The sequence below is a fragment of the Pseudomonas citri genome, assembly GCF_025336485.1.
Classification (GTDB): domain Bacteria; phylum Pseudomonadota; class Gammaproteobacteria; order Pseudomonadales; family Pseudomonadaceae; genus Aquipseudomonas; species Aquipseudomonas citri.
Map to the genome: position 1 here is coordinate 226474 of NZ_JAODAB010000004.1, position 18670 is coordinate 245143.

The window sequence follows — 18670 nt, forward strand, 5'->3', positions numbered from 1 at the left end:
CCATGGTTTTGTCGATGCGGGTAATGTCAGCGAGCGTTCTTGCCATGTCGTCCGAGATATTGCTCGTTAACATCTCCGTGCTGCGTGCCAGTTGTTCCACATCTTCAGCTTGTTGAGACATTTCGGTAACCGATTGCGCCAGCGCAGTGATACCACTGGCCATTTCTTCCGTGGCTATATGCTGCGACGTTGCCCGCTCTGCCACTGCTGCGGTTGTATCCCCTAACAAGGTGGACACCTGCAGCAAGATCGTACTGCTTTGACGAATAGAATCGACCAAGCTGCCCAAACGCTGAATGAACTGATTGAAGGCGCCAGCCAGCTTGCCTGTTTCATCGCCGCTGCGCTGTTCGAATCGTAGGCCCAACTCCCCACTCCATCCCTCGATGCCAGTGGCAAGCCCGGATAGCGGTCGTATCTGCCAGGCGAGCAACTGCCAGAGGACGATGGCCAGCACCAGTAATCCTGCCAAACCAATGCCCATGCTCGTGTAAAGCATATGGTTGATATTGGCCATGGCCTCCGCCAATGGATAGGCCACCATCAATGCCCAGGCATTAGGCGCATTACCAATATGAACAGGGCGCAAAACATAAGCCCAGCCGTCACGTTGAAATGCATAAGGGCGTCCAGCTTTGATAGCGTCTTTCGCTTCGCTCGGCAGATCATCTGCCGGCCGACTCAAACGTTTCACGTCCGGATGACTCGCGTAAAGACCATCACTTGAAACAAGTGCCCCGTAACCTCCAAAAACGCGGACGTTCGCTAATTGCCGATTGATACCTTCAAGCGAAACATCGAGCCCAGCAACCCCTTGAGCCTTGCCGTCAATTAATAGAGGCAACACAAGCGACGCCATCATTACCTGTTTGCCGGTCTCAGTATTGTAGGTATAGGGTTCGGTCACCCAGGCCACCCGGGAACGAAGTGGGCGATAATAATACTGGTTGTCAGCGCTTTCAGGCATATAACCGACAAGAGGCTCGGAGGCTACCGTCCCTGAAATACGGTTCCAGTACACTATGTAACGACCAGTGGCGTCGTTGTTAGGCTGATTTATAAACTCACGATCCTTACCATCGTAAGCATTCGCTTCCCAATAGTGACCAAAGGCCAATATCTGTTGATTTGACTCGAATAGTTGACGCGTTAATGCATCGGCTGTCGCGCGATCCAGATGCTGTTGCTGCATCGCTTTGGCAAGACTGGCGACCGACTCAGCCACCGTCCATGCTACGCTCAATTCGACCTCTACCTCCTTGGCATTCGATTTCACAATCTCATCTATCAACGCGGTGTTTGCTTTTACCGATGAGCCATAAGCGATGTAGGCGAACGAACCAAGCAGAAGAGCCATGACTCCGATAGATCCAATCAGAGCGGTACAGAAAAGCTTGAAATGCAATGAACGTTTGCGCATGGAAACTCTCAAAACGCCTTAAGTGAGTAGTAGTCGACGTTCGGATCAAACCGGGAATGGGCCTAGAAGACGATTCATTTGGTCACCCAGCTGCCATAAGCTCGCCAATAGAAGTAGCCCAGCATCGAAAAAACCAGAATCAAAATGCCATCATTCCATTGTGCAGAGAATGCGCAACGGCGGAACATCGGATTTCGCTGTTTTTTGGTTAAGCATATTGGTGGGGGTTGTTAGGCATTTGCTTACCCCGAAATAGGCATGACACCTTTCCGAGACAGTATTTGTCGGTTGACTGTTCTCAGTGCCAAAACTCCGAAAGTCAAAGTCTGAACAGAAACATAAATCTCGGAACAACCGGACTGGAGCGAATGGTGGTTACCAGAACGTGTTCATGCCAGAAGTGGCTGAAATGGTCGCTCATTACTTGAGTGGTGCGCACGAGCTGTTAGCTGGTGTCATGAATGGCATTGCTGATGTTTTCAGAAGCCGCCCCAAGCGACCCCAAACTCGCAGCTTTGCTTTGCCTGGCCGAGTCTGCCGAGCCTGATCAGCTCTGTTTTTGGAGTATCGTGCGCACGCCTGACGAAGCGGCTTCGATGGCGCCTGCGATGTACCCCGGAAACTGAGGTGACCATTCACTACCAATTCCAATCAACCGCCCCGCCCAAGGGGAGGTATCGAAAGTTGGCTCCAAGCTGAATGAATATTGCCCGCCGTCGAGCAAATCTTGAGCAACAGACGTGAGAGGATCCTGCGCCCAGTCTTTGAGGAATTCAGCCACAGGCTTACTTGCCTCTGGCCCGAAAAGCCGCACCAACTGAGCGCGACACAGTGCCTGCAACTGTTCTTGAGGCATCACGTTGCGCGTCCGCGCCGGGATGCCGATAAAGCCGAACAGCGCGGAATGTCCACCAGGCGACGAGGCGTCATGAATCTCTACCATAGGGCCTACTGCGCTGCGTGCTTGTCCGGACAATCCGGTTTTGTTCCAGAATGCGGACTCGAATACGGCGAGGTATTTGGCGTGAGGAGCCATCCAGGTTGGGGTACTTCGCCATAGCTGTGCAACCGAAGGGGGTAATGCCGGTGAAAATTCTATGTTTCGGGCAAGCAGTCGCGGCGGAGCGGCTAGCAGCATGTGCTCAACCAACCATGATTCTTGACTGCCATTGCCGCTCACACTCTCAATTTCCAAGTACTGCTCGCAGGCACGGAGACAGCGTACTGCCTGCCCAGTGCGCACTTTGTCAGGATTTATGTTGGCAGCCAGCGCATCGACTAAAGCCGTCATGCCTCCAAGCAAACGCACTGAAGATGGCGAGGTGGCGTAGCCCTGTATGCGTACAGGCACCGCTCCGGCAACGCGTTCGATCACACTAACGCCCTGTACGGGCTGCACAAACCGCTCTAAACCGAGTTCAGCTACCAGACTGTCAAGCTGCGGCTGGAAATCAGGCCAAAACCAGGACGGCCCCAGATCAAAGCGCTCGATGGGATCTGATAGACCCGCGACTGTGCCATCAAGTGCGACAGATAGAACCCGTCCTCCGAGTCTCTCGCGGGCTTCGAGCAGTACATAATCAAAGATACCTTGGCGTTCGAGTAGATAAGCCGCGTAGAGCCCGCTGATGCCGCCGCCAATGATCGCGATACGAGCCTGGTTCACGGTAATGCCTCGCTTGAGAGACCGATCAGGCGTCCACGTCTGAAATAGATCGTGCACCCCTCTTTTGCGGCATACAGCTGCGGGTGTTCTCCCGACGGAAAACGCAGCCAGCTGCCAGGCTCATAATGCCGTCCGGCTTCGACCAAGCTTCCAGCCAAGACCAAAAGCTCGGAGTTCTCGATGGATGCATTGAATAACAGCGCGTCCGCAGGTAAGCGCACCAGGCAAACGGCCTCAGATTCACTGGCATGTAACGGGCAGACCTCGCGACCATTTTCTTGTAACCATGCATCTGGTCGCCGCGTGTCGATCCGTACCTTGGATCGCTCATCCGCAGACATTTGCCAGAGCTTCACAAAAATGACCGCGCCTTCAGGGCTCGAAGGCGCGTGACTGGAACCTGGAGGGTTGCGCAGATACCAGCCTGCGGAATAACTGTCGTCATCGTCCACAAAAGTACCAGACAGGACGAGGATTTCCTCTCCACCGGGATGTTGATGAGGGGCAAAACTGGAACCGGCTGAGTAACGAACGATACTCGTCGCACGAGCTTTTTCGCCGCCGACTCGATCAAGCATGACTCGCTCAACACCCGGCTGTGGCGATGCCACCCAGTGGTAGTCATGAATAGCGACAGCGGCACGCTGGGTGAAGTCCGCATTAACGAGCAAGTCTGTTCTCCAAGAAATTAAATGCATTTGTTAGCGACGGCGATCACCGCCGCCGCGTCATTCGGATCTCAAGCAGCAGGCAGTTGAGCGTGTGCTTCCAAGACTCTTGCCGAATACACTAATGCAGCGCCCGCATTGAGCGCGATGGCAACACCTAGTGCTTCGGCAATCTCGCCTCGGGTTGCGCCATGCTCGACGGCCTTCTTGGTGTGGACGCTGATACACCCATCACAGCGGGTAGTCACCGCCACAGCCAAGGCAATCAATTCATGCGTCTTGGCATCCAGATGGCCTGTCTTGGCAGCTGCACCGTCCATCGTCGTCAAACCGCGCACAACATCGGGGCTTTGTTTGGCGTATTCGCCTACGCGATCGAGAAGAACGTCGCGATAGGCATTCCAGTCTTGCATCATTGCAGAGTCTCCAGCAGATTCAGTTGATAGCAATCAAGCATGCCTGCCTCAGTAGACATGCTTGGATTTACATTAGTTACGCCCGGCCATGACACCACCATCGACATCCCAGATCGCGCCAGTGACCCAGTTGGCCTTTTCGGACAACAGGAAGGCGACCACCTCCGCCACCTCCTCAGGAGTACCCACCCGTCCGATTGGGTGGAAGCTGTTGAAGCCCTGCAGCGCTGAATGAACCTCCGCTTTGGGGATGAAACCTTCGTAGATCGGGGTCTGCACCACCGCAGGCGATACGGCATTGACGCGGATATGCTCGGATGCAAGTTCCATCGCCAAGTGCTGAGTCAGCGAATGCAAGCCGGCTTTTGCCATCGAATAGGCAGATGACGGGGTGGCGGCGATTGCCTGCTTGCCCCACATGGAACCAATATTGACGATTGCGCCGGGACGCCCCTTGGCAACCAGGTTGGCAGCGACTTTTTGGGTGATGAAAAACGACGCCTTGTTCAGCTGCATGTACTGATCGTAGTCGGCGTCCTGATGCTCCAGAAAAGGCTTGGGGAAAAATACGCCCGCCGCGTTGACCAGAAGGTCGACATCAGCGTGATGCTGATCAATTTCCTGCAGCAGCGCCGCCAGGCTCTGCGCGTCGGTCAGATTTGCAGTCAGCGCGCTTACCTGGCCGAATGCTGCCAGCTCCTGACGAGCCTGCTCGGTTTTCTCTGCTCGGCTGCCCACGATGACAACGCTACCGCCTTGCTGTAATACCAATCGCGCGGTTTCCAGGCCCATCCCACTGGTGCCGCCGACGACCAATAATTTCTTTCCGGTGAATTGACTGTTCATTTAAATACTCCAGATAGTGAGTGAGGCTATTCGGGAAACCGAGAACCGATCATCAGCAACCTTTAAAATTCGGCCCCTAACCATCCCAGCCCATAATGTGCTGCTAAGGTATGAGCGAATTATTGGCCTCTATCGATGGCGGTACAAACGAGATAAAGTGTCAATACGATAAAGAAAAGGTTTACCGCCATGGCAACGCCCGTCCATCTCAATGCACTGAGGGCTTTTGAAGCTAGTGCCCGGCACCAAAGCTTTTCTGCTGCTGCTGAAGAGTTGAATGTCACCCCGGCAGCCGTTGGGCAGTTAGTGCGCACTCTTGAGCAGTGGTTAGGCACGCCCTTGTTTCATCGAGGTTCCAGTGGCAAGACACGGTTGGTCGCTACGGAGGCCGCTGAGCGTGCGCTTCCTGACATTCGGGCCGGTTTCGAGCGGCTTACACTGGGAATAGAGCGCATGAGGGAGAGCTCACACAGCGGGGTTCTGACTGTCACGGTCAGTCCCGCCTTTGCCGCTAAATGGTTACTACCGCGTATTGAACGCTTCCAAACCGCTTGGCCAGATACTGATGTCCGACTTGATACCCAGCTCAAGGCAGTAGACTTCCTGACTCAGAGAGTTGACATCGGGGTGCGCTACGGTTCCGGTCAATGGCCTGGCCTGATCGCAGAAAAACTTATGGAAGAGGACATCTACCCTGTTTGCTCACCTCTACTGAAAAACACCCCAGATTGTTTGCAGACGCTGACTGAACTGGCAAATGAAACGCTGATTCATGACCTGTCGATGGATGGGCACGCCGGATTCACAACTTGGGCTACCTGGTTGAAAACAGTTGGGGTGAAAGACGTATCGACGCAGCGGGGGATGAAGATCAACAACTCTGCAGCGGTGCTTCAAGCGGCAATAGATGGACAAGGGGTCGCGCTTGCGCGCAGCGTCATGGCCCGAGATGATTTGGCTGCTGGCAGGTTGATCCGCTTGTTTCCGGACATTCAGTTTGTCTCTCCATTGGCTTACTACGTTGTCTATCGCTCGGAATGTGTAAGCCTGCCGAGATTAAAAGCTTTTCGAGACTGGTTGTTTGAGGAGGCTCGCACCTAATCAAAGGGTCGCTGGATCACATTTGGTGCTGCGCCAAATAGTATTCGGGCGCATTTAGACACTTTGTCCCCTCAGCGCTATCAACATTGGAGTGATGTGGCACGAAGTCGCGTGGATGCACTGCACGATACAGTTAGGAATCCTAGTCGGGATAACCGCAGGGCTTCAGGAAGGTCGACAATATGCACCCCGGGCAGCCCGTCTAGCGTTATTGAGCTGGTTGCCACTTATGCGGCAGCAACTGATTGATTTTTTGCACGATCGCCGAGTAGGAAGACGTGTAAGAGCATCCCTTCAGATAGGCATACGGATCATGGCCATATCAACCGCGCAGATTGGATAAAACTCATGATCCCAGCTGCCCCGCTTGCTGCTGCGAAGTGACTCGGCGAACAACCAGTTCGAGCGTCCAAGCGCCCACGCGCCTTATCGGATTCTCGACCTGATTATTGTCGATGGGCACAGCCCCGTCGTTCAGGTGGCGCGTTAGCGTTACCCAGTGTTTAGCCTGGATCAGTGTTATGCATTGGCAGCCGGCCCATTTTCCATGCGTGGAAACTGCGGTGGCAGCGGCGCACGCTTGGGCTTCTGACGTGGCTTGGCGGGTGCATGTGGCGGATTGACCGCTTTCAACTCGGCTTCGATGGCCGCGATATCAGCGTCGAGCAGGTCGTCGAGTAAGTTGCCGTGGTCAGGGCTTAACTTATTAGCACTTCGTTGGTTGCCTGCTCGAAGTGGAGCGAGGTTTTTAGGTCTTGCGTCAAGACTTGCGTCGACTTGTTGAGCACCGTAACGGTCACCTACGTAAGGGCACTCACGATCCCGGCTGCATGGGATTGAAGTCGGGCTTCATCACTTTGAAAGACTGTAATCATGCGATAAATGGCCTGAGCATCGGGTTCATTACCGGCCAAACTCAATCGCTCGGCAATTCGCATCAGTTCTACCGCAGACCATTTAAGGTCCGAGGCAATGCCCTGGAGGTCACGCTTCAGACCCTGCCCAGGTTTGCTGAGGTCCATAGCGCACTCCTAAAAACTCAAAAAAAGTTCAACACTCTGCCGGGGGGAGATGGTTGCATTCTTCTGCAAAGCCTTGGCGGTGCGTGGCCGGACAAGGCTTCTATTTTCTCACTATCACCCTGATGGGAAGAGAACGTGGCGCGAAATATAACAGATTGTAGAGTCCCATTCGACTTGACCCAACGCACGCTCAACGGACTATCGGAATCACCGACGACGGCGATTTTCCAGGCCCACACCGAGGTTGTTTCTACGTCGAAGTAAAAGGAGCAGTCGTTCTGGATGCGCAAAATCCAGTCAGTTTCCGGTCAAAGTCCTTCCGAGACCGACCAAACCACCATTGCCTAGGCATTTTCATTGATGTGATGTCCGGTCCACCTGCACCCAAACGCGTCCCTGCGAGCAACCAGTCATCGACCTTGCTCGTAGGGTGATAGTGTTATCTGACAAGGTTAACGTCTGATCGAGCTTCTCCAGCAGTGATTGAAAGGCCGCCAGCACCTCGACGGGCCGCTCCAGCATCAATTGATGGCCGCACTGCTCCAGCAGCTGGAAACTCCCAGTCGGTAATTGCCGCGCCAAAGCCTCGCCGCCGCTGGCAGGGGTCAAGCCGTCGCTGTCGCCGGCCAGTACCCAGGTCGGCAAGGCTAGGTTGGCTAGGGCCTTGGCGTCCGGCCATTGTGCGCTTTGCAGCAAGGCCTTGAAGACATACAGGCGATTACGCTGGGTCAGTTGCTCCTCATAGGCCACTAGTACCGGATCGGTCGCGGGGTGCCAGACACGCTTGCGCCCCCCCTGGACAACAGCGGCCGGAGTATTTCCAGGAGCCACGTGGGCAAGGCCATCAGGCCGCCCCGACTCAAGGGGCGCTCCAACTGGGTGCCCAGCAGCAAGGCGCTCAAAGCCAGCCCGGTACCAAAGGAATGGGCCACTAGCATGTTACGCCGACCGCCATAACGGCCAATGATTTCCAACTGGTCTGCCACCAGTTCGGCCTAGGCATAGGCTGCGGGCTCGCGTGGCTTTTTCGCTGTCGCCGTGGCCTAGCAGATCCCAGACCACCAAGCTATAGCCTTGCTCGGCCAAGCTGCGCCACAACTCGCGCCATTGGTCCTTGTGTCTGCCACCACCATGGCCGAAGAACACTACTGTGTCGGCCTGATAGGTGCCGGGCCAATGGGCCACGCTGAGTCGCCGTCCGGGATGGATTTCCAAGAGCTCACCCTGGACCTGGGGCAACTCGGAGAACGTATGCAGATCAACCATGGGTGCTATGAACCTCTTCAGATACCAGGTAGTCGGGCCGAGATGGGCCCAGATGATCGCGCAAGGTGCGGCCCTAGTAGGCGCGGCGGAACAGCCTGCGGCGTTGCAGCTCCGGCACCACCTTGTCGACGAAACGATCCAGCCCACCCGGCAGATAGGGCGGCATCACGTTAAAACCGTCGACGGCCTCTTCTATGAACCACTGCTCCAGCCGGTCGGCGATCTGCCGGGGCTCGCCCACCAGGACCAAATGCCTGCTTATCGCCGCCATACGCAGGTACGGCTGGCGGATGCTCAGGCCTTCGCGGTGGGCGATGCCGATCAGCAGTTCGCGCCGGCTGCCCCCCCAGAATTGGTCACAGGCAGCTCCGGCAACGGGCCGTCCAGATCGTAGGCCAACAGATCGGTGCCGCCAGCGATGTCCGCCAATAACGATAAGCTTACTTCCGGCTGCACCAGGTCCTGCAACTGCCGGTACAGCGCCTGGGCCTCGGCAGCGCTGTCGGCGACGATCGGCATGACCCCGGGCATGATTTTCAGCTGCCCGCCGTAACGCCCATAGCGCGGCAACAGCCCCTTGAGTTCACGATAGAGCTGCTGGGCACCGGCCAGTTCGGGCTGCGCGGTGAACACCACCTCGGCATGGGCCGCGGCAAACTCGCAACCGGTCCTGGAGGTACCGGCCAGTACCTGCACCGGCGCCTAGTTCAGCCCACGCGCACCTGGGCCAAGAACTCCCGAGCCAAGACATAACGCTGAGCGTGTTCGAAATGCTCTTGGCGCCCGAAGTTGAAGGCCTCTTCGGCGTTGCTCAACGTCACCAGTTTCCAGCCGATGCGGGCGCCACTGAGGGCCTCCAGGGAAACGAAACCGCGGGCCACAGTGTCAACGCTGTTATAGGAGGTGGTGACTGTCGCCACCAAACCAATACGCCGGGTCACCGCCGCCAGTGCTCCGAGCAAGGTCAGGGACTCGAAGTGTTCGGTACGAGACATCCGGCTCAGCGCCTGGCAACTGCCCGACAGCATGGCCAGGGTGTCGGAGAGAAACAGAACATCGAAACAGCCGCGCTCCGCCATCAGCGCCAAGCGCCGGTAACCGCCCTTCGGGCACCGGCTATGGCGAGGATCGATCCATAGAGATTTCAAGCCATCGATTGAGCAAACTTTTAGCCGCTGCTGACGATACTCCGGTGCCCCCCATTGAAACCCAAGGCCCATAAGAGGTGCGGTCATTACGCTGACTGCGTTCGCTAATAGGCTCAGTCCATCACTCAACTGCCCGCTCCGCCGTGAGCTTCCTCAAAGAAATAATCCTTCCAGCTACCCGCCTTGTTTTTCAGCACCCCCAACTCCTGCAGTTTCTCAGCATAGATAAAGGTACGCTGCGGTACGATAGTGAAGTTGATCTCCGGATCGGCGACGATTTTCTCTACCAGTGGCAGAGGCAACTTCGATTCCTCAACCCGGATGTAGGTCTGGGCTGCCGCTGGTTTGTCGGCTTTTATAATGGCCTCGGCCTCGGCCAGTGCATCGTAAAATGCCTTGTAGGTTTTCGGGTTTTCGTCGTGGAATTTCTCGGAGGTGTACAGCACGTTGAACGTGGCCTGACCACCGAGTACGTCGTAGGAACTCAACACCTTATGCACGTTGGGGCTCTGCAATTCCTGATACTGGAACGGCGGGCTGGAAAAGTGCGAATTGATCTCCGAACCGCCGGCAATCAATGCCGAAGTGGCATCCGGGTGGGGCAGGCTGATCGAGATATTGTCGAATTTCTTGAAGTTGTCATTCCCAAACTGTCTGGCCGTCTCGATCTGCAATGTACGCGACTGAAACCCTACCCCGGCCGCTGGTACGGCAATGCGGTCCGTCTCGGAGAAGTCCTTCAGACCCTTCACGTTCGGATTATTGGTCAGCAGGTAGTTGGGCATCGACCCAAGTGACGCAATGGCCTTGACGTTCTGTTTGCCCTTGGTCCGATCCCAGATGGTGAGCATCGGCGGCACGCCCGCCGACACCACATCCAGTGCTCCGGCCAGCAGTGCTTCGTTCATCGCCGTGGCACCGGAGATGCTGTTCCAGTCAACCTTTATCTCGAGGCCCTGCGCCTTGCCATGCTTCTCGATGAGCTGCCGGTCGCGCACCACATCCAGAATCAGGTAACCGACACCATACTGCTGGGCAATGCTGATTTTGCCTTCGGCCTGTGCGCCTGCGCTGAGTAACGCACTCACCGCAGTCAAGGATGTCGCCAATAGTGACAATGCTGAGCGTTTGAAGGGAGTTGCCATGAAATCCTCACTGCAAGTAGTGGAACAAAAAATAACGCGATATCAAAACCCGCACGCTGCTACGGAATAATCAAAAGTAGTCAAGGCTGTGACGACCGCGGTATTACTCCTCTATTGTTCAACTCACCGATCTTCTCCAACCGGGCCCGCACGATATTGCGGCTGATGTTCAGCAATCGGCCGGTCTGCAACTGGTTGCCGTGGCAATACCGGTACGCGGCACGAAAGATCGTCTCTTCGATGTGCTCATAGAGATCGGGAGTGTTCTGTTCGAACAGCACGTGAAGAGCCGTCTCCAGATCCACCGGTCCAATGGGGATGGGGCTCGACTGAGTCACCTGTTCCTGCCGGATGCCCGAGGAGCGCATGTCCACCAGGTGCAGGTCCGCTGGCGCGACCTGCTGATTGCGGCACACCAGCAAGGCATGGTGGATGGCATTTTCCAGCTCGCGGATATTGCCCGGCCAGCTGTGTTCCAGCAGTTTGCGTTCCGCTTCGACACTCATTGAGGCGCGGTTGTAGCCCAGGCGCCGGCAGTGTTCCTCGAGGAAGAACTCAGCCAGCGGCAGAATGTCTCCTGGCCGTTCCCGCAAGGGCGGCAGGCGAATCGTGGCGACGTGCAGACGGTAGAACAGGTCCTCGCGAAAGTGCCCGGCAACCACCGCATCCGCCAGATTGACGTTAGTCGCAGCCACCAGGCGCACATTGATCGGAATCGGTGTACGCGACCCCAGGCGCACCACTTCACGCTCCTGCAACACCCGCAGCAGCTTGACCTGCATGTTCAGCGGCAGATCACCGATTTCGTCGAGAAACAGCGTGCCGCCATTGGCCGCTTCGAACCATCCCGCCTTGTGAGTGGTTGCCCCTGTGAAGGCGCCTTTTTCGTGGCCGAATAGTTCGCTTTCCACCAAGGTTTCAGCAAAGGCACCGCAGTTCACTGCAACGAAGGGTTCACGTCCCCTTCGGCTCAAATGGTGAATATGTCGGGCAACCAGTTCCTTACCGGTTCCGGTTTCACCAATGATCAGAGTATTGGCTTCACTGGGCGCCAGGCGCTCGATACGGCTGAGCAGCTCCTGAGAGCGCGGGTCCTTGAACACCAGAACGGTGGCCCGCACTGACTTGGTCAATTCGCGAGCGTTTGGATGAGTGATCAGCGACATGGTGCATTCCTGGCAGAAAAAAACGCATGCCCAATAGTGCACCAAGATTTTTAGACTAAAAAATTATTAATTAATATTTATATATTCCATAAGTGCATATTTAGTTTTGCTGCTTCTTTCCTGCTGCTGGAGCAGCAATGGGCAAGCACCGACCTGCTCGCCTACCAACACTCAGCCCCACCTGCCGCTGCTGTCACCACGACAGAACCCACGGTCCCTAAGGCCTGCAGCCCAAATCACGCGCAGTGGCATGCAATCTGCTCTCCCACCTCCCAAGCAGAAAACCCGTAGGAGCGGGCTTGCCGACGATGGAGCCCTAAAAAGGGGATCGCCGGCGAGCCGGCCTCTACAGGATCGTGTTTCGTCCATGTCGCCATACCATTTAGGGAGATTTCAATGAAACGTTTCTGGCGCAACAGCTTGTTCGCCTTGACCGGGCTACTGCTCAGTGCCACGGCGCTGGCCGAACAGGTACCGGCTTCGGTGAGGATCGCCATCGTCGCCTTCACTCAGGGCGGTAAACCGGTATTCGGCGGTATCGCCGGGCGGGTCATCGAGGAAGGCTGGCTGGAACAACAATTGAGCCTGCACGGGATCAAGCTGGACTGGATCGCCCTGCCTCATGCCGGCGCCGGTCCGCAGATCAATGAAGGCTTCAGCAACAACAGCATCGACTTCGCCGTGCGCGGCGACCTGCCGTCGGTGATCGCCGGGGCCGGTGGTGTACCGGGCAAGCTGATCGTACCTGGCGGCAGCGGCAATAATATTTACCTGGTGGTCCCGGCCGGCTCCCCGACCAAGAGCATCGAAGACCTCAAGGGCAAGCGCCTGGCCCTGCACCGTGGCAGGCCCTGGGAGTTCGCCTTCAGTAACTTTCTGGCCAGCAAGGGCCTGAAGCTCGACGATTTCAAGGTCGCCAACCTCAACCCGCAAGTCGGCGCGGCTGCGGTGTCTGCTGGCAAGGTGGACGCGGCGGTGCTGCTCAGCGAAGCCTATGCCCTGGAAGACAAGGGCGTCGGGAAGATTATCTGGTCGACCAAACAAGGCGCCAACGACTGGCGCCTAGTCTCCGACCTCTGGGGCACCGACAGCTTTGTCGCCCAGCACCCGGACATCACCCAGCTGCTGGCCACGGCCTGGGTCAAGGCCGCCTGGTGGGTCTCCCAGAAGCAGAACCAGGACGCCTACTACCAGCTCAGCTCCCGCGCCGGCATGACGGAAAGCGTTCTGCGCCGCGACGACCAGAACGATCCCGTGGCCTGGAAAGATCGCTGGGCGCCAAAAAGCGATCAGCAACTCAAAGCCCACTATCAGGCGCTGACCACCTATGCCTTGGCCAACCAGCTGATCAGCGACAACTACGACATCACCCCATCGCTGGCCACCGGTTTCACCAACCAGGCGCTGATCGATCTGCAACTCACAGACTATTGGCCGACCCTGCGTGGCCAGGTCAACAGCAATCAATGAATAGGGAGAGCCAGATGAAACTACCGCAAAAATTCGTCTTCGGCCTGAGCGCCCTGGCACTGTCCATGAGCGCTATCGCCGCCGATACCCACGCACCGAAACCCGACCCCTTGCAAGGTGATGGCCGGGTCTCGGCGTTCTATACCTGGCAAAAGGCGATCCCAGCCACGCCGGGCAAGCTGCTGCGTAGCGAACCGCTGGAGAAGACCCTGAGCCTGCCCAATGCCGCCAGTGCCCAGCGGATTCTCTACAGCTCCACCGACGGTATCGACGGCAAGACGCCGATCGCGGTCTCGGGCACGCTGTTTCTGCCCCGGGGCACCGCGCCCAAGGGTGGTTGGCCGGTGGCCAGCTGGGGGCATGGCACTGTCGGTGTGGCGGATGTCTGCGCTCCGTCCTGGCAAGGGCGCTCCTATCGTGACGTGCAGTACCTCAGCCGCTGGCTGGACGAGGGCTACGCGATCGTCGCCACCGACTATCAGGGGCTCGGCGTACCCGGTGGCCATCCGCTGCTGAACAATCGCATGGCAGCGTACGGCATTCTCGACGCCGCCAGGGCTGTGGTTGCCGGAGTTCCGGGACTGGCCAACAAAGTGCTAATCATCGGCCAGTCCCAGGGCGGCGCCGGGGCCTTCGCCTCGGCGGCCTATGCACCGACCTATGCGCCAGACCTCGGCGTCAAGGGCAGCATCGGTACCGGAGTGATCTACACCATCGGCGCGAAGAACGTCGGCGAACAGGACCCGAACAAAGTCGATGCCTCCCTCGCCTACGGCTTCTACACCCTGCTCGCCGCCCAGCAGTACGACCCAAGCATCGATCCCAAGGACTTCTACACCGACAAGGCGCTGCCACTGTTCGAGCAGGCCCGCACCAGTTGCCTGGCGGCGCTGGTCGGCGACGTGCTCGGCGTCGGCCTGACCCCGGCCAATGCGAATAAGGAGTACAAGGGCGACCAACTCGCCGCCTGGCAGAAACAAGTGTCCTACCCAACCCTGAAACTGGCCCAGCCGATTTTCATCGGCACCGGCGCCGAAGACAAAACCCCGGCCGCCTCAACCCAGGTCGCGCTGATGCAGGACGCCTGCAAGACCGGCACGGTGGTCGAAGGCCACCTCTACAAAGGGCTGGGTCACAGCGAAACGGTCAACGCCTCGCTCAAGGACTCGGTGCCTTTCGCCCGCAAGGTCATCAACGGCCAGCCCATCACCCCAATCTGCAGCCCCAGCGTGCAGTAACACGGAGCCCTCGATATGAGCATTGAATTCTTCACCCGCCTTCCTCTACACGGCGAAACCCAGTTCCTGCCCGGCGACCCGCGCAACCGGGGCGACTGGCACCACGGTGGCCCGAGCACCGGAGCAGTCTCGGCGTTCAGTGTGGGCGATCACTTCACCTACATCGACTACCTGGGACAGATCGCCAAGGCCGCGGAGATCAACGGTTTCGGCGGCGCCTTGATGGTCAATGCGCCCTCAGGCGAGGAACCCTGGACCGTCTGCTCGCTGCTGGCCCGGGAAACCCGTACGCTGAAATTCGTCACCGCTTTCCAGCCTTATCACTACACGCCGTGGGTGGCGGTGCAGCAGGCGGCGACCTATCAGCGCGCCACCGGCAACCGCCTGGTATGGAACATCATCAATGGCGGTTCGGATGCCATTCAGCGTCAGGTCGGCGACTTAAGCGATCACGATGAACGTTACGCACGGGCCATCGAGTTCATGGATGTGGTCAAGGGCTACTGGCATAACGAGAATTTTCACTACGACGGCAAATTCTACAAAGCCGAAGGCGGAGGCCTGCGCGGCCCATTGAAAAAAGCAGAACTGCCGCTGATCTGCACCGCAGGTTCATCGATCCCGGCCCGGGAGTTCGCGGCCAGACACGCCGACTTCTACCTGATGCGGGCCGAACACCCGGATGAAATTGCCGCGCTGATTGCCGATATTCGCCAACGCGCCCTCACGCATGGACGCACCGGTATTCGTTTTGGCCTGTCGATCGACGTCATCACGCGCGAGACTGAAGAGCTGGCCCGCACCGAAGCCAAGCGCTTCTTCGACGAAGGTATCGCCAAGGGCGCGGTCAAGGCGGTAGCCGCTCATGCCGGGCTGCGCACCGCGCGCAAGCTCAGCTACGAAAGCGAGTTCGCGCAAAAGACCGAGACCCAACATTTCGACGACTTTTTCATTTACCCCAACGTCTGGTCAGGTTTCGGCTACATCGGTATTCCACCGGGCTGCGCGCTGGTGGGCAGCTATGAAAATGTCGTGGCGCGGATTCGCGAGTACAACGCCCTGGGAATCGATCTTTTTTTCCTCGCCGGCTATCCGCACCTGGAAGAAGCCTATCGCCTGGGCGAACACATCCTGCCGCACTTTCGCAGCGAGCGCGCCACGCTGAACCGCCCCGCGCAGGCGCCGCTGGAGCTGAGCTCCGCCAACGGCCCGGCCGGAGCCTGACGCCATGAGCGACGATCATACATTGCTCACACGCCAAGGCTTTCTCAGTCATGGCGCCCTGCTCGGCGGGAGCCTATTGCTCGATAGCGGCCCGCTCGCCGGGAGTGGCCCGAGCAGCGAGAAACCGCCCACGGCCATCGTCGCCAATGATATGCCACGTTATGGTGGGCGCCTGGGCATCGTTTCGAGAATTACTACAAGGACGGCAAGCCTTACACTGATGAGCTGGAAATCATCGACTTCAAGGATCAGGTATCACGGCTGGCGGCGTTGCGCTCCGGACAGATCGATATGGCCAACGTGATGCCCACCGAACAGCTGGAAGTGCTGCAGCGAGATCCTCACCTAAAGGTGCTTAAATCGGTGACCGGCAACTGGCTGTCATTCGACATGAACCTGGACAAGCCACCGTTCAACGACCCGCGGGTACGTGAGGCGTTTCGTCTGCTGGCCGACCGGGAAGAACTGGTGCACCGCGCGCTCAACGGTCAGGGCCGGGTGGCCAACGACCTTTATGCGCCGAGCGATCCCACTTTCAACCATACGCTCGGGCCTCGCGCCTACGACCCGCAACGCGCGGCGCAACTGCTCAAGGACGCGGGATACGAAAACCTCGACCTGGTGCCGGTGACGACCCCAGGCCCGAGTCTGACCCTCGGCGCTGGTGCTGGCCGAACAAGCCAAACGCATTGGCGTCGCGCTCAGGGTCAAGCAGGTGGACCTGGCTACCTTCCAAGGGCCGCAGCGCAACGACTGGACCTTGAGTACCGGCGCAAGAATCGACGCGCCGTTCCTGGCCAGCGCGATCCACACCGACGCGCCATTTGCCGTGGCGAACAAGACCCATTTCAACGATCCGCGTTTCACCGAGCTGTTTCTGGCAGCGATGGCCCAACCCGACCTGGAAAAACGCAAGGCCCTGGTCCACCAAGTCCAGCGGATCCATTACGAACGCGGCGGCTTGCTGATCTGGGGATACGCCGAACTGCTCGACAGTGTGACCAACCGCGTGGACGGCGCGGCGGGGGAAAAGTCGCAGTTCAGTACCTGGCGCTTTGAAAAGCTCCGGTTGAAAGGCAGCGCATAATCCCCTCCCCCTGTAGGAGCCGGCTTGCCGGCGATAGCAGCGCACCAGGGAGGCCGCGTTGCCTGAATCGCTGGCAAACCAGCGCGTACAGATTAATCCATTATGCAAGGCACATCTGTCATGCTCTCTATCGTCTTTGTTCGTCCTGGTTCTGGCAATACGGTGCTGCTGGACATCGTTTCGGCCCTGGTGCTGCCGTTCCTGGCCGCTGAAACTCAGCTGCAAACCGTCACCGTTCAGGTCAGTGCCAGCGAATCCGATGACGACGCACTGCCTACCCGCCCGCCGACCTCGGTCTATGGTGGCACCGAAACCAAGCTGCTCGATACCCCACGCTCTGTCAGTCAGATCAATGCCCAGCAACTAGCCTACGGCTCGGTTTCCAGCAGTGGCGGTTACGTCAATTACTTGAGCAAGAAGCCGAACTTCAATGAGTTCAAGACCAGGCTCAGAGACCAGCAGTTGGTACCTGAACCTGAGCAAGACCGTGAAGATCCCCGACGAATACAACCTCGACCTGGCGCTGTACTGCCGCCAGCCGCAGTCGAGCACCACCTTGCGGGTACTCAACCAGACCAACGAGCTGAACTTCGTCAGCGGTATGGCCGGGCCCACCAATACCTTTCTGCAACCCATGCCTGGCCGCACGTTAGTGGCCCAGGTCGATTACCAGCTCTAAACCCGCAGCCGTTCCGTTCACCTCGATCAGGAGTGTTCCCATGTCCATTGAATTCGTCGGCATGATCTTCCCCCGCCAGGGGTTCCAGACCCGTGGCGTACTCAGCCCGGATTTCGATCTGGAATTTATCCGGCACAATGCTCGCACCCATGAACATGCCGGCTTCGACCGGGTGTTGATCGCCAGCGGCCCGGGCAGCGCCGACAGCCTGCAGATCGCCGCCCGCACCTTCGCGACCCTGGATCACACCACCGGCGGTGGACGGATTCGCCTGCATGCGATTACCGGTATCACCGCCGAGCCTCAGGAAGGCGACACCTTGCTGGATAAGACCGAGCGCTACCGACGTACCGATGAATACCTGGAAATCGTCCGACGCACCTAGACGGCCGAAGAGCCTTTTGACTTCGAAGGAAAGTATTTCAATATCAAGGGAGCGTTCTCGCCGGTGAAACCCTTGAACAACCGCACATCCCGATTTCCTTGGGCGGGTCCTCGAACATTGCCTATCGGATCGCCGTGAAGCATGCAGACTTGTATGCGCTGTGGGGCGAACCCTTGAGCGGTGTAGCGAACAGATAGCCAAGCTGAACGCGGCAGCCAGCGCGGCAGGTGTGGACGCACCGCAGGTCAGCCTCTCGGTGCGCCTGATTCTCGGCGCGACCGAATAACTGGCCTGGCAACAGGCCCAGCAGATCCTCGAGCAAATCAAGGCCAATCCACAGTTCGCCGTCAGCAACCTCTGGCAAAAACGCATCAAGGGGACTGGTGCCGAACGCCTCTTGGCGGCAGCGGTGCTGGGTGACCACCACAATCGCGCATTATGGATGCCCACCGCCACCGCCCTTGGCGCCTACGGCGACACCACCGCCCTGGTCGGTACCCCGGAAACCGTAGCCCAGGCCTTGCTCGACTACGTCGACCTCGGCGTCACCACCTTCCTCAACCGCGGCTACGACCCGCTCTACGACACTGTCGACTACGGCCGCTGGATCATCCCCGCTGTCCGCGAAGAAATACGTCGCCGCAAGGCCCGCGTCGCGTAAACCGCATCGCCGGCAGGCTGGCTCCTACAGAGTTCGGATTCACAACCGTCGAACCGTAGAAG

At 58.0% G+C, this 18670-nt stretch carries 17 protein-coding genes and 5 pseudogenes; 7 read left to right on the forward strand and 15 right to left on the reverse strand.

Going from position 1 to position 18670, the window contains the following annotated elements; translation table 11 throughout:
• Window positions 1–298: 298 nt before the first annotated feature.
• The 5 genes and pseudogenes from N4Q37_RS27835 to N4Q37_RS06620 all read right to left on the reverse strand — a co-directional run.
• Window positions 299–1420 (reverse strand): annotated as a pseudogene (locus N4Q37_RS27835) (PDC sensor domain-containing protein); the annotation flags it as partial.
• 547 nt (window positions 1421–1967) lie between these two features.
• Window positions 1968–3086, reverse strand: coding sequence for a flavin monoamine oxidase family protein (locus tag N4Q37_RS06600; protein WP_313958317.1), 1119 nt, complete (start codon window positions 3084–3086; stop codon window positions 1968–1970).
• Window positions 3083–3757, reverse strand: coding sequence for a cupin domain-containing protein (locus N4Q37_RS06610; RefSeq protein WP_260956192.1), 675 nt, complete (start codon window positions 3755–3757; stop codon window positions 3083–3085). The genes N4Q37_RS06600 and N4Q37_RS06610 overlap by 4 nt, the downstream gene beginning before the upstream one ends.
• 68 nt (window positions 3758–3825) lie before the next feature.
• Window positions 3826–4167 (reverse strand): carboxymuconolactone decarboxylase family protein, encoded by a 342-nt coding sequence (locus tag N4Q37_RS06615; protein WP_260956394.1) that lies wholly within the window; start codon window positions 4165–4167, stop codon window positions 3826–3828.
• Between the two features lie 75 nt (window positions 4168–4242).
• Window positions 4243–5016: an SDR family NAD(P)-dependent oxidoreductase gene (locus tag N4Q37_RS06620; protein ID WP_260956194.1), complete on the reverse strand. Its 774-nt coding sequence runs from the start codon at window positions 5014–5016 to the stop codon at window positions 4243–4245.
• A gap of 189 nt (window positions 5017–5205) precedes the next feature.
• Here N4Q37_RS06620 and gcvA point away from each other — a divergent pair, with 189 nt between their 5' ends.
• Entirely contained in the window at window positions 5206–6117 is a 912-nt protein-coding gene (gene gcvA, locus N4Q37_RS06625) for a transcriptional regulator GcvA (RefSeq protein ID WP_260956196.1), read from the forward strand.
• A gap of 208 nt (window positions 6118–6325) precedes the next feature.
• Here gcvA and N4Q37_RS06630 read toward each other — a convergent pair.
• The 10 genes and pseudogenes from N4Q37_RS06630 to N4Q37_RS06675 form a co-directional block, all read right to left on the reverse strand.
• A pseudogene (locus tag N4Q37_RS06630) lies at window positions 6326–6664 on the reverse strand (IS66 family transposase); the annotation flags it as partial.
• Between the two features lie 253 nt (window positions 6665–6917).
• Complete coding sequence (locus tag N4Q37_RS06635; protein WP_260956198.1) at window positions 6918–7139, reverse strand: hypothetical protein; 222 nt, start codon at window positions 7137–7139, stop codon at window positions 6918–6920.
• Between the two features lie 354 nt (window positions 7140–7493).
• Window positions 7494–7889, reverse strand: a complete 396-nt coding sequence (locus N4Q37_RS06640; protein ID WP_260956199.1) for an alpha/beta fold hydrolase — start codon at window positions 7887–7889, stop codon at window positions 7494–7496.
• Window positions 7889–8125: a hypothetical protein gene (locus tag N4Q37_RS06645; protein WP_260956399.1), complete on the reverse strand. Its 237-nt coding sequence runs from the start codon at window positions 8123–8125 to the stop codon at window positions 7889–7891. The genes N4Q37_RS06640 and N4Q37_RS06645 overlap by 1 nt, the downstream gene beginning before the upstream one ends.
• On the reverse strand, window positions 8079–8405 hold the full coding sequence (locus tag N4Q37_RS06650) for an alpha/beta hydrolase (protein ID WP_260956201.1): 327 nt from the start codon (window positions 8403–8405) through the stop codon (window positions 8079–8081). The genes N4Q37_RS06645 and N4Q37_RS06650 overlap by 47 nt, the downstream gene beginning before the upstream one ends.
• 73 nt (window positions 8406–8478) lie before the next feature.
• Entirely contained in the window at window positions 8479–8676 is a 198-nt protein-coding gene (locus tag N4Q37_RS06655) for a hypothetical protein (protein ID WP_260956203.1), read from the reverse strand.
• Window positions 8677–8726: 50 nt separating this feature from the next.
• Window positions 8727–9101 (reverse strand): LLM class flavin-dependent oxidoreductase, encoded by a 375-nt coding sequence (locus tag N4Q37_RS06660; RefSeq protein WP_260956205.1) that lies wholly within the window; start codon window positions 9099–9101, stop codon window positions 8727–8729.
• Between the two features lie 11 nt (window positions 9102–9112).
• Complete coding sequence (locus N4Q37_RS06665) at window positions 9113–9484, reverse strand: LLM class flavin-dependent oxidoreductase (RefSeq protein WP_260956395.1); 372 nt, start codon at window positions 9482–9484, stop codon at window positions 9113–9115.
• A gap of 194 nt (window positions 9485–9678) precedes the next feature.
• A complete protein-coding gene (locus N4Q37_RS06670) occupies window positions 9679–10698 on the reverse strand; it encodes an ABC transporter substrate-binding protein (protein ID WP_260956207.1) in 1020 nt (339 codons plus the stop codon).
• A gap of 80 nt (window positions 10699–10778) precedes the next feature.
• Window positions 10779–11864: a sigma-54 interaction domain-containing protein gene (locus N4Q37_RS06675; RefSeq protein ID WP_260956208.1), complete on the reverse strand. Its 1086-nt coding sequence runs from the start codon at window positions 11862–11864 to the stop codon at window positions 10779–10781.
• A 396-nt stretch (window positions 11865–12260) separates the two neighbouring features.
• Between N4Q37_RS06675 and N4Q37_RS06680 the strand changes: the two genes are divergently transcribed.
• The 6 genes and pseudogenes from N4Q37_RS06680 to N4Q37_RS06705 all read left to right on the forward strand — a co-directional run bounded on the left by N4Q37_RS06680 (window position 12261) and on the right by N4Q37_RS06705 (window position 18608).
• Entirely contained in the window at window positions 12261–13334 is a 1074-nt protein-coding gene (locus tag N4Q37_RS06680; protein WP_260956209.1) for an ABC transporter substrate-binding protein, read from the forward strand.
• A 14-nt stretch (window positions 13335–13348) separates the two neighbouring features.
• Complete coding sequence (locus N4Q37_RS06685) at window positions 13349–14572, forward strand: lipase family protein (RefSeq protein ID WP_260956211.1); 1224 nt, start codon at window positions 13349–13351, stop codon at window positions 14570–14572.
• A gap of 15 nt (window positions 14573–14587) precedes the next feature.
• A complete protein-coding gene (locus N4Q37_RS06690) occupies window positions 14588–15796 on the forward strand; it encodes an LLM class flavin-dependent oxidoreductase (protein WP_260956213.1) in 1209 nt (402 codons plus the stop codon).
• Between the two features lie 180 nt (window positions 15797–15976).
• A pseudogene (locus N4Q37_RS06695) lies at window positions 15977–16883 on the forward strand (ABC transporter substrate-binding protein); the annotation flags it as partial.
• Between the two features lie 454 nt (window positions 16884–17337).
• Window positions 17338–17562, forward strand: a pseudogene (locus tag N4Q37_RS06700) (hypothetical protein); the annotation flags it as partial.
• A 40-nt stretch (window positions 17563–17602) separates the two neighbouring features.
• Window positions 17603–18608: pseudogene (locus N4Q37_RS06705) on the forward strand (LLM class flavin-dependent oxidoreductase).
• The last annotated feature ends 62 nt before the right edge of the window (window positions 18609–18670 follow it).

What these genes read in the sequence shown, in the direction of transcription:
- N4Q37_RS06615 (WP_260956394.1), bottom strand. Translation starts at nt 4,167, where the DNA reads ATGCAAGACTGGAATGCCTATCGCGACGTTCTTCTCGATCGCGTAGGC.
- N4Q37_RS06620 (WP_260956194.1), bottom strand. Translation starts at nt 5,016, where the DNA reads ATGAACAGTCAATTCACCGGAAAGAAATTATTGGTCGTCGGCGGCACC.
- gcvA (WP_260956196.1), top strand. Translation starts at nt 5,206, where the DNA reads ATGGCAACGCCCGTCCATCTCAATGCACTGAGGGCTTTTGAAGCTAGT.
- N4Q37_RS06635 (WP_260956198.1), bottom strand. Translation starts at nt 7,139, where the DNA reads ATGGACCTCAGCAAACCTGGGCAGGGTCTGAAGCGTGACCTCCAGGGC.
- N4Q37_RS06650 (WP_260956201.1), bottom strand. Translation starts at nt 8,405, where the DNA reads ATGGTTGATCTGCATACGTTCTCCGAGTTGCCCCAGGTCCAGGGTGAG.
- N4Q37_RS06655 (WP_260956203.1), bottom strand. Translation starts at nt 8,676, where the DNA reads ATGGCGGCGATAAGCAGGCATTTGGTCCTGGTGGGCGAGCCCCGGCAG.
- N4Q37_RS06665 (WP_260956395.1), bottom strand. Translation starts at nt 9,484, where the DNA reads ATGGCGGAGCGCGGCTGTTTCGATGTTCTGTTTCTCTCCGACACCCTG.
- N4Q37_RS06670 (WP_260956207.1), bottom strand. Translation starts at nt 10,698, where the DNA reads ATGGCAACTCCCTTCAAACGCTCAGCATTGTCACTATTGGCGACATCC.
- N4Q37_RS06675 (WP_260956208.1), bottom strand. Translation starts at nt 11,864, where the DNA reads ATGTCGCTGATCACTCATCCAAACGCTCGCGAATTGACCAAGTCAGTG.
- N4Q37_RS06680 (WP_260956209.1), top strand. Translation starts at nt 12,261, where the DNA reads ATGAAACGTTTCTGGCGCAACAGCTTGTTCGCCTTGACCGGGCTACTG.
- N4Q37_RS06685 (WP_260956211.1), top strand. Translation starts at nt 13,349, where the DNA reads ATGAAACTACCGCAAAAATTCGTCTTCGGCCTGAGCGCCCTGGCACTG.
- N4Q37_RS06690 (WP_260956213.1), top strand. Translation starts at nt 14,588, where the DNA reads ATGAGCATTGAATTCTTCACCCGCCTTCCTCTACACGGCGAAACCCAG.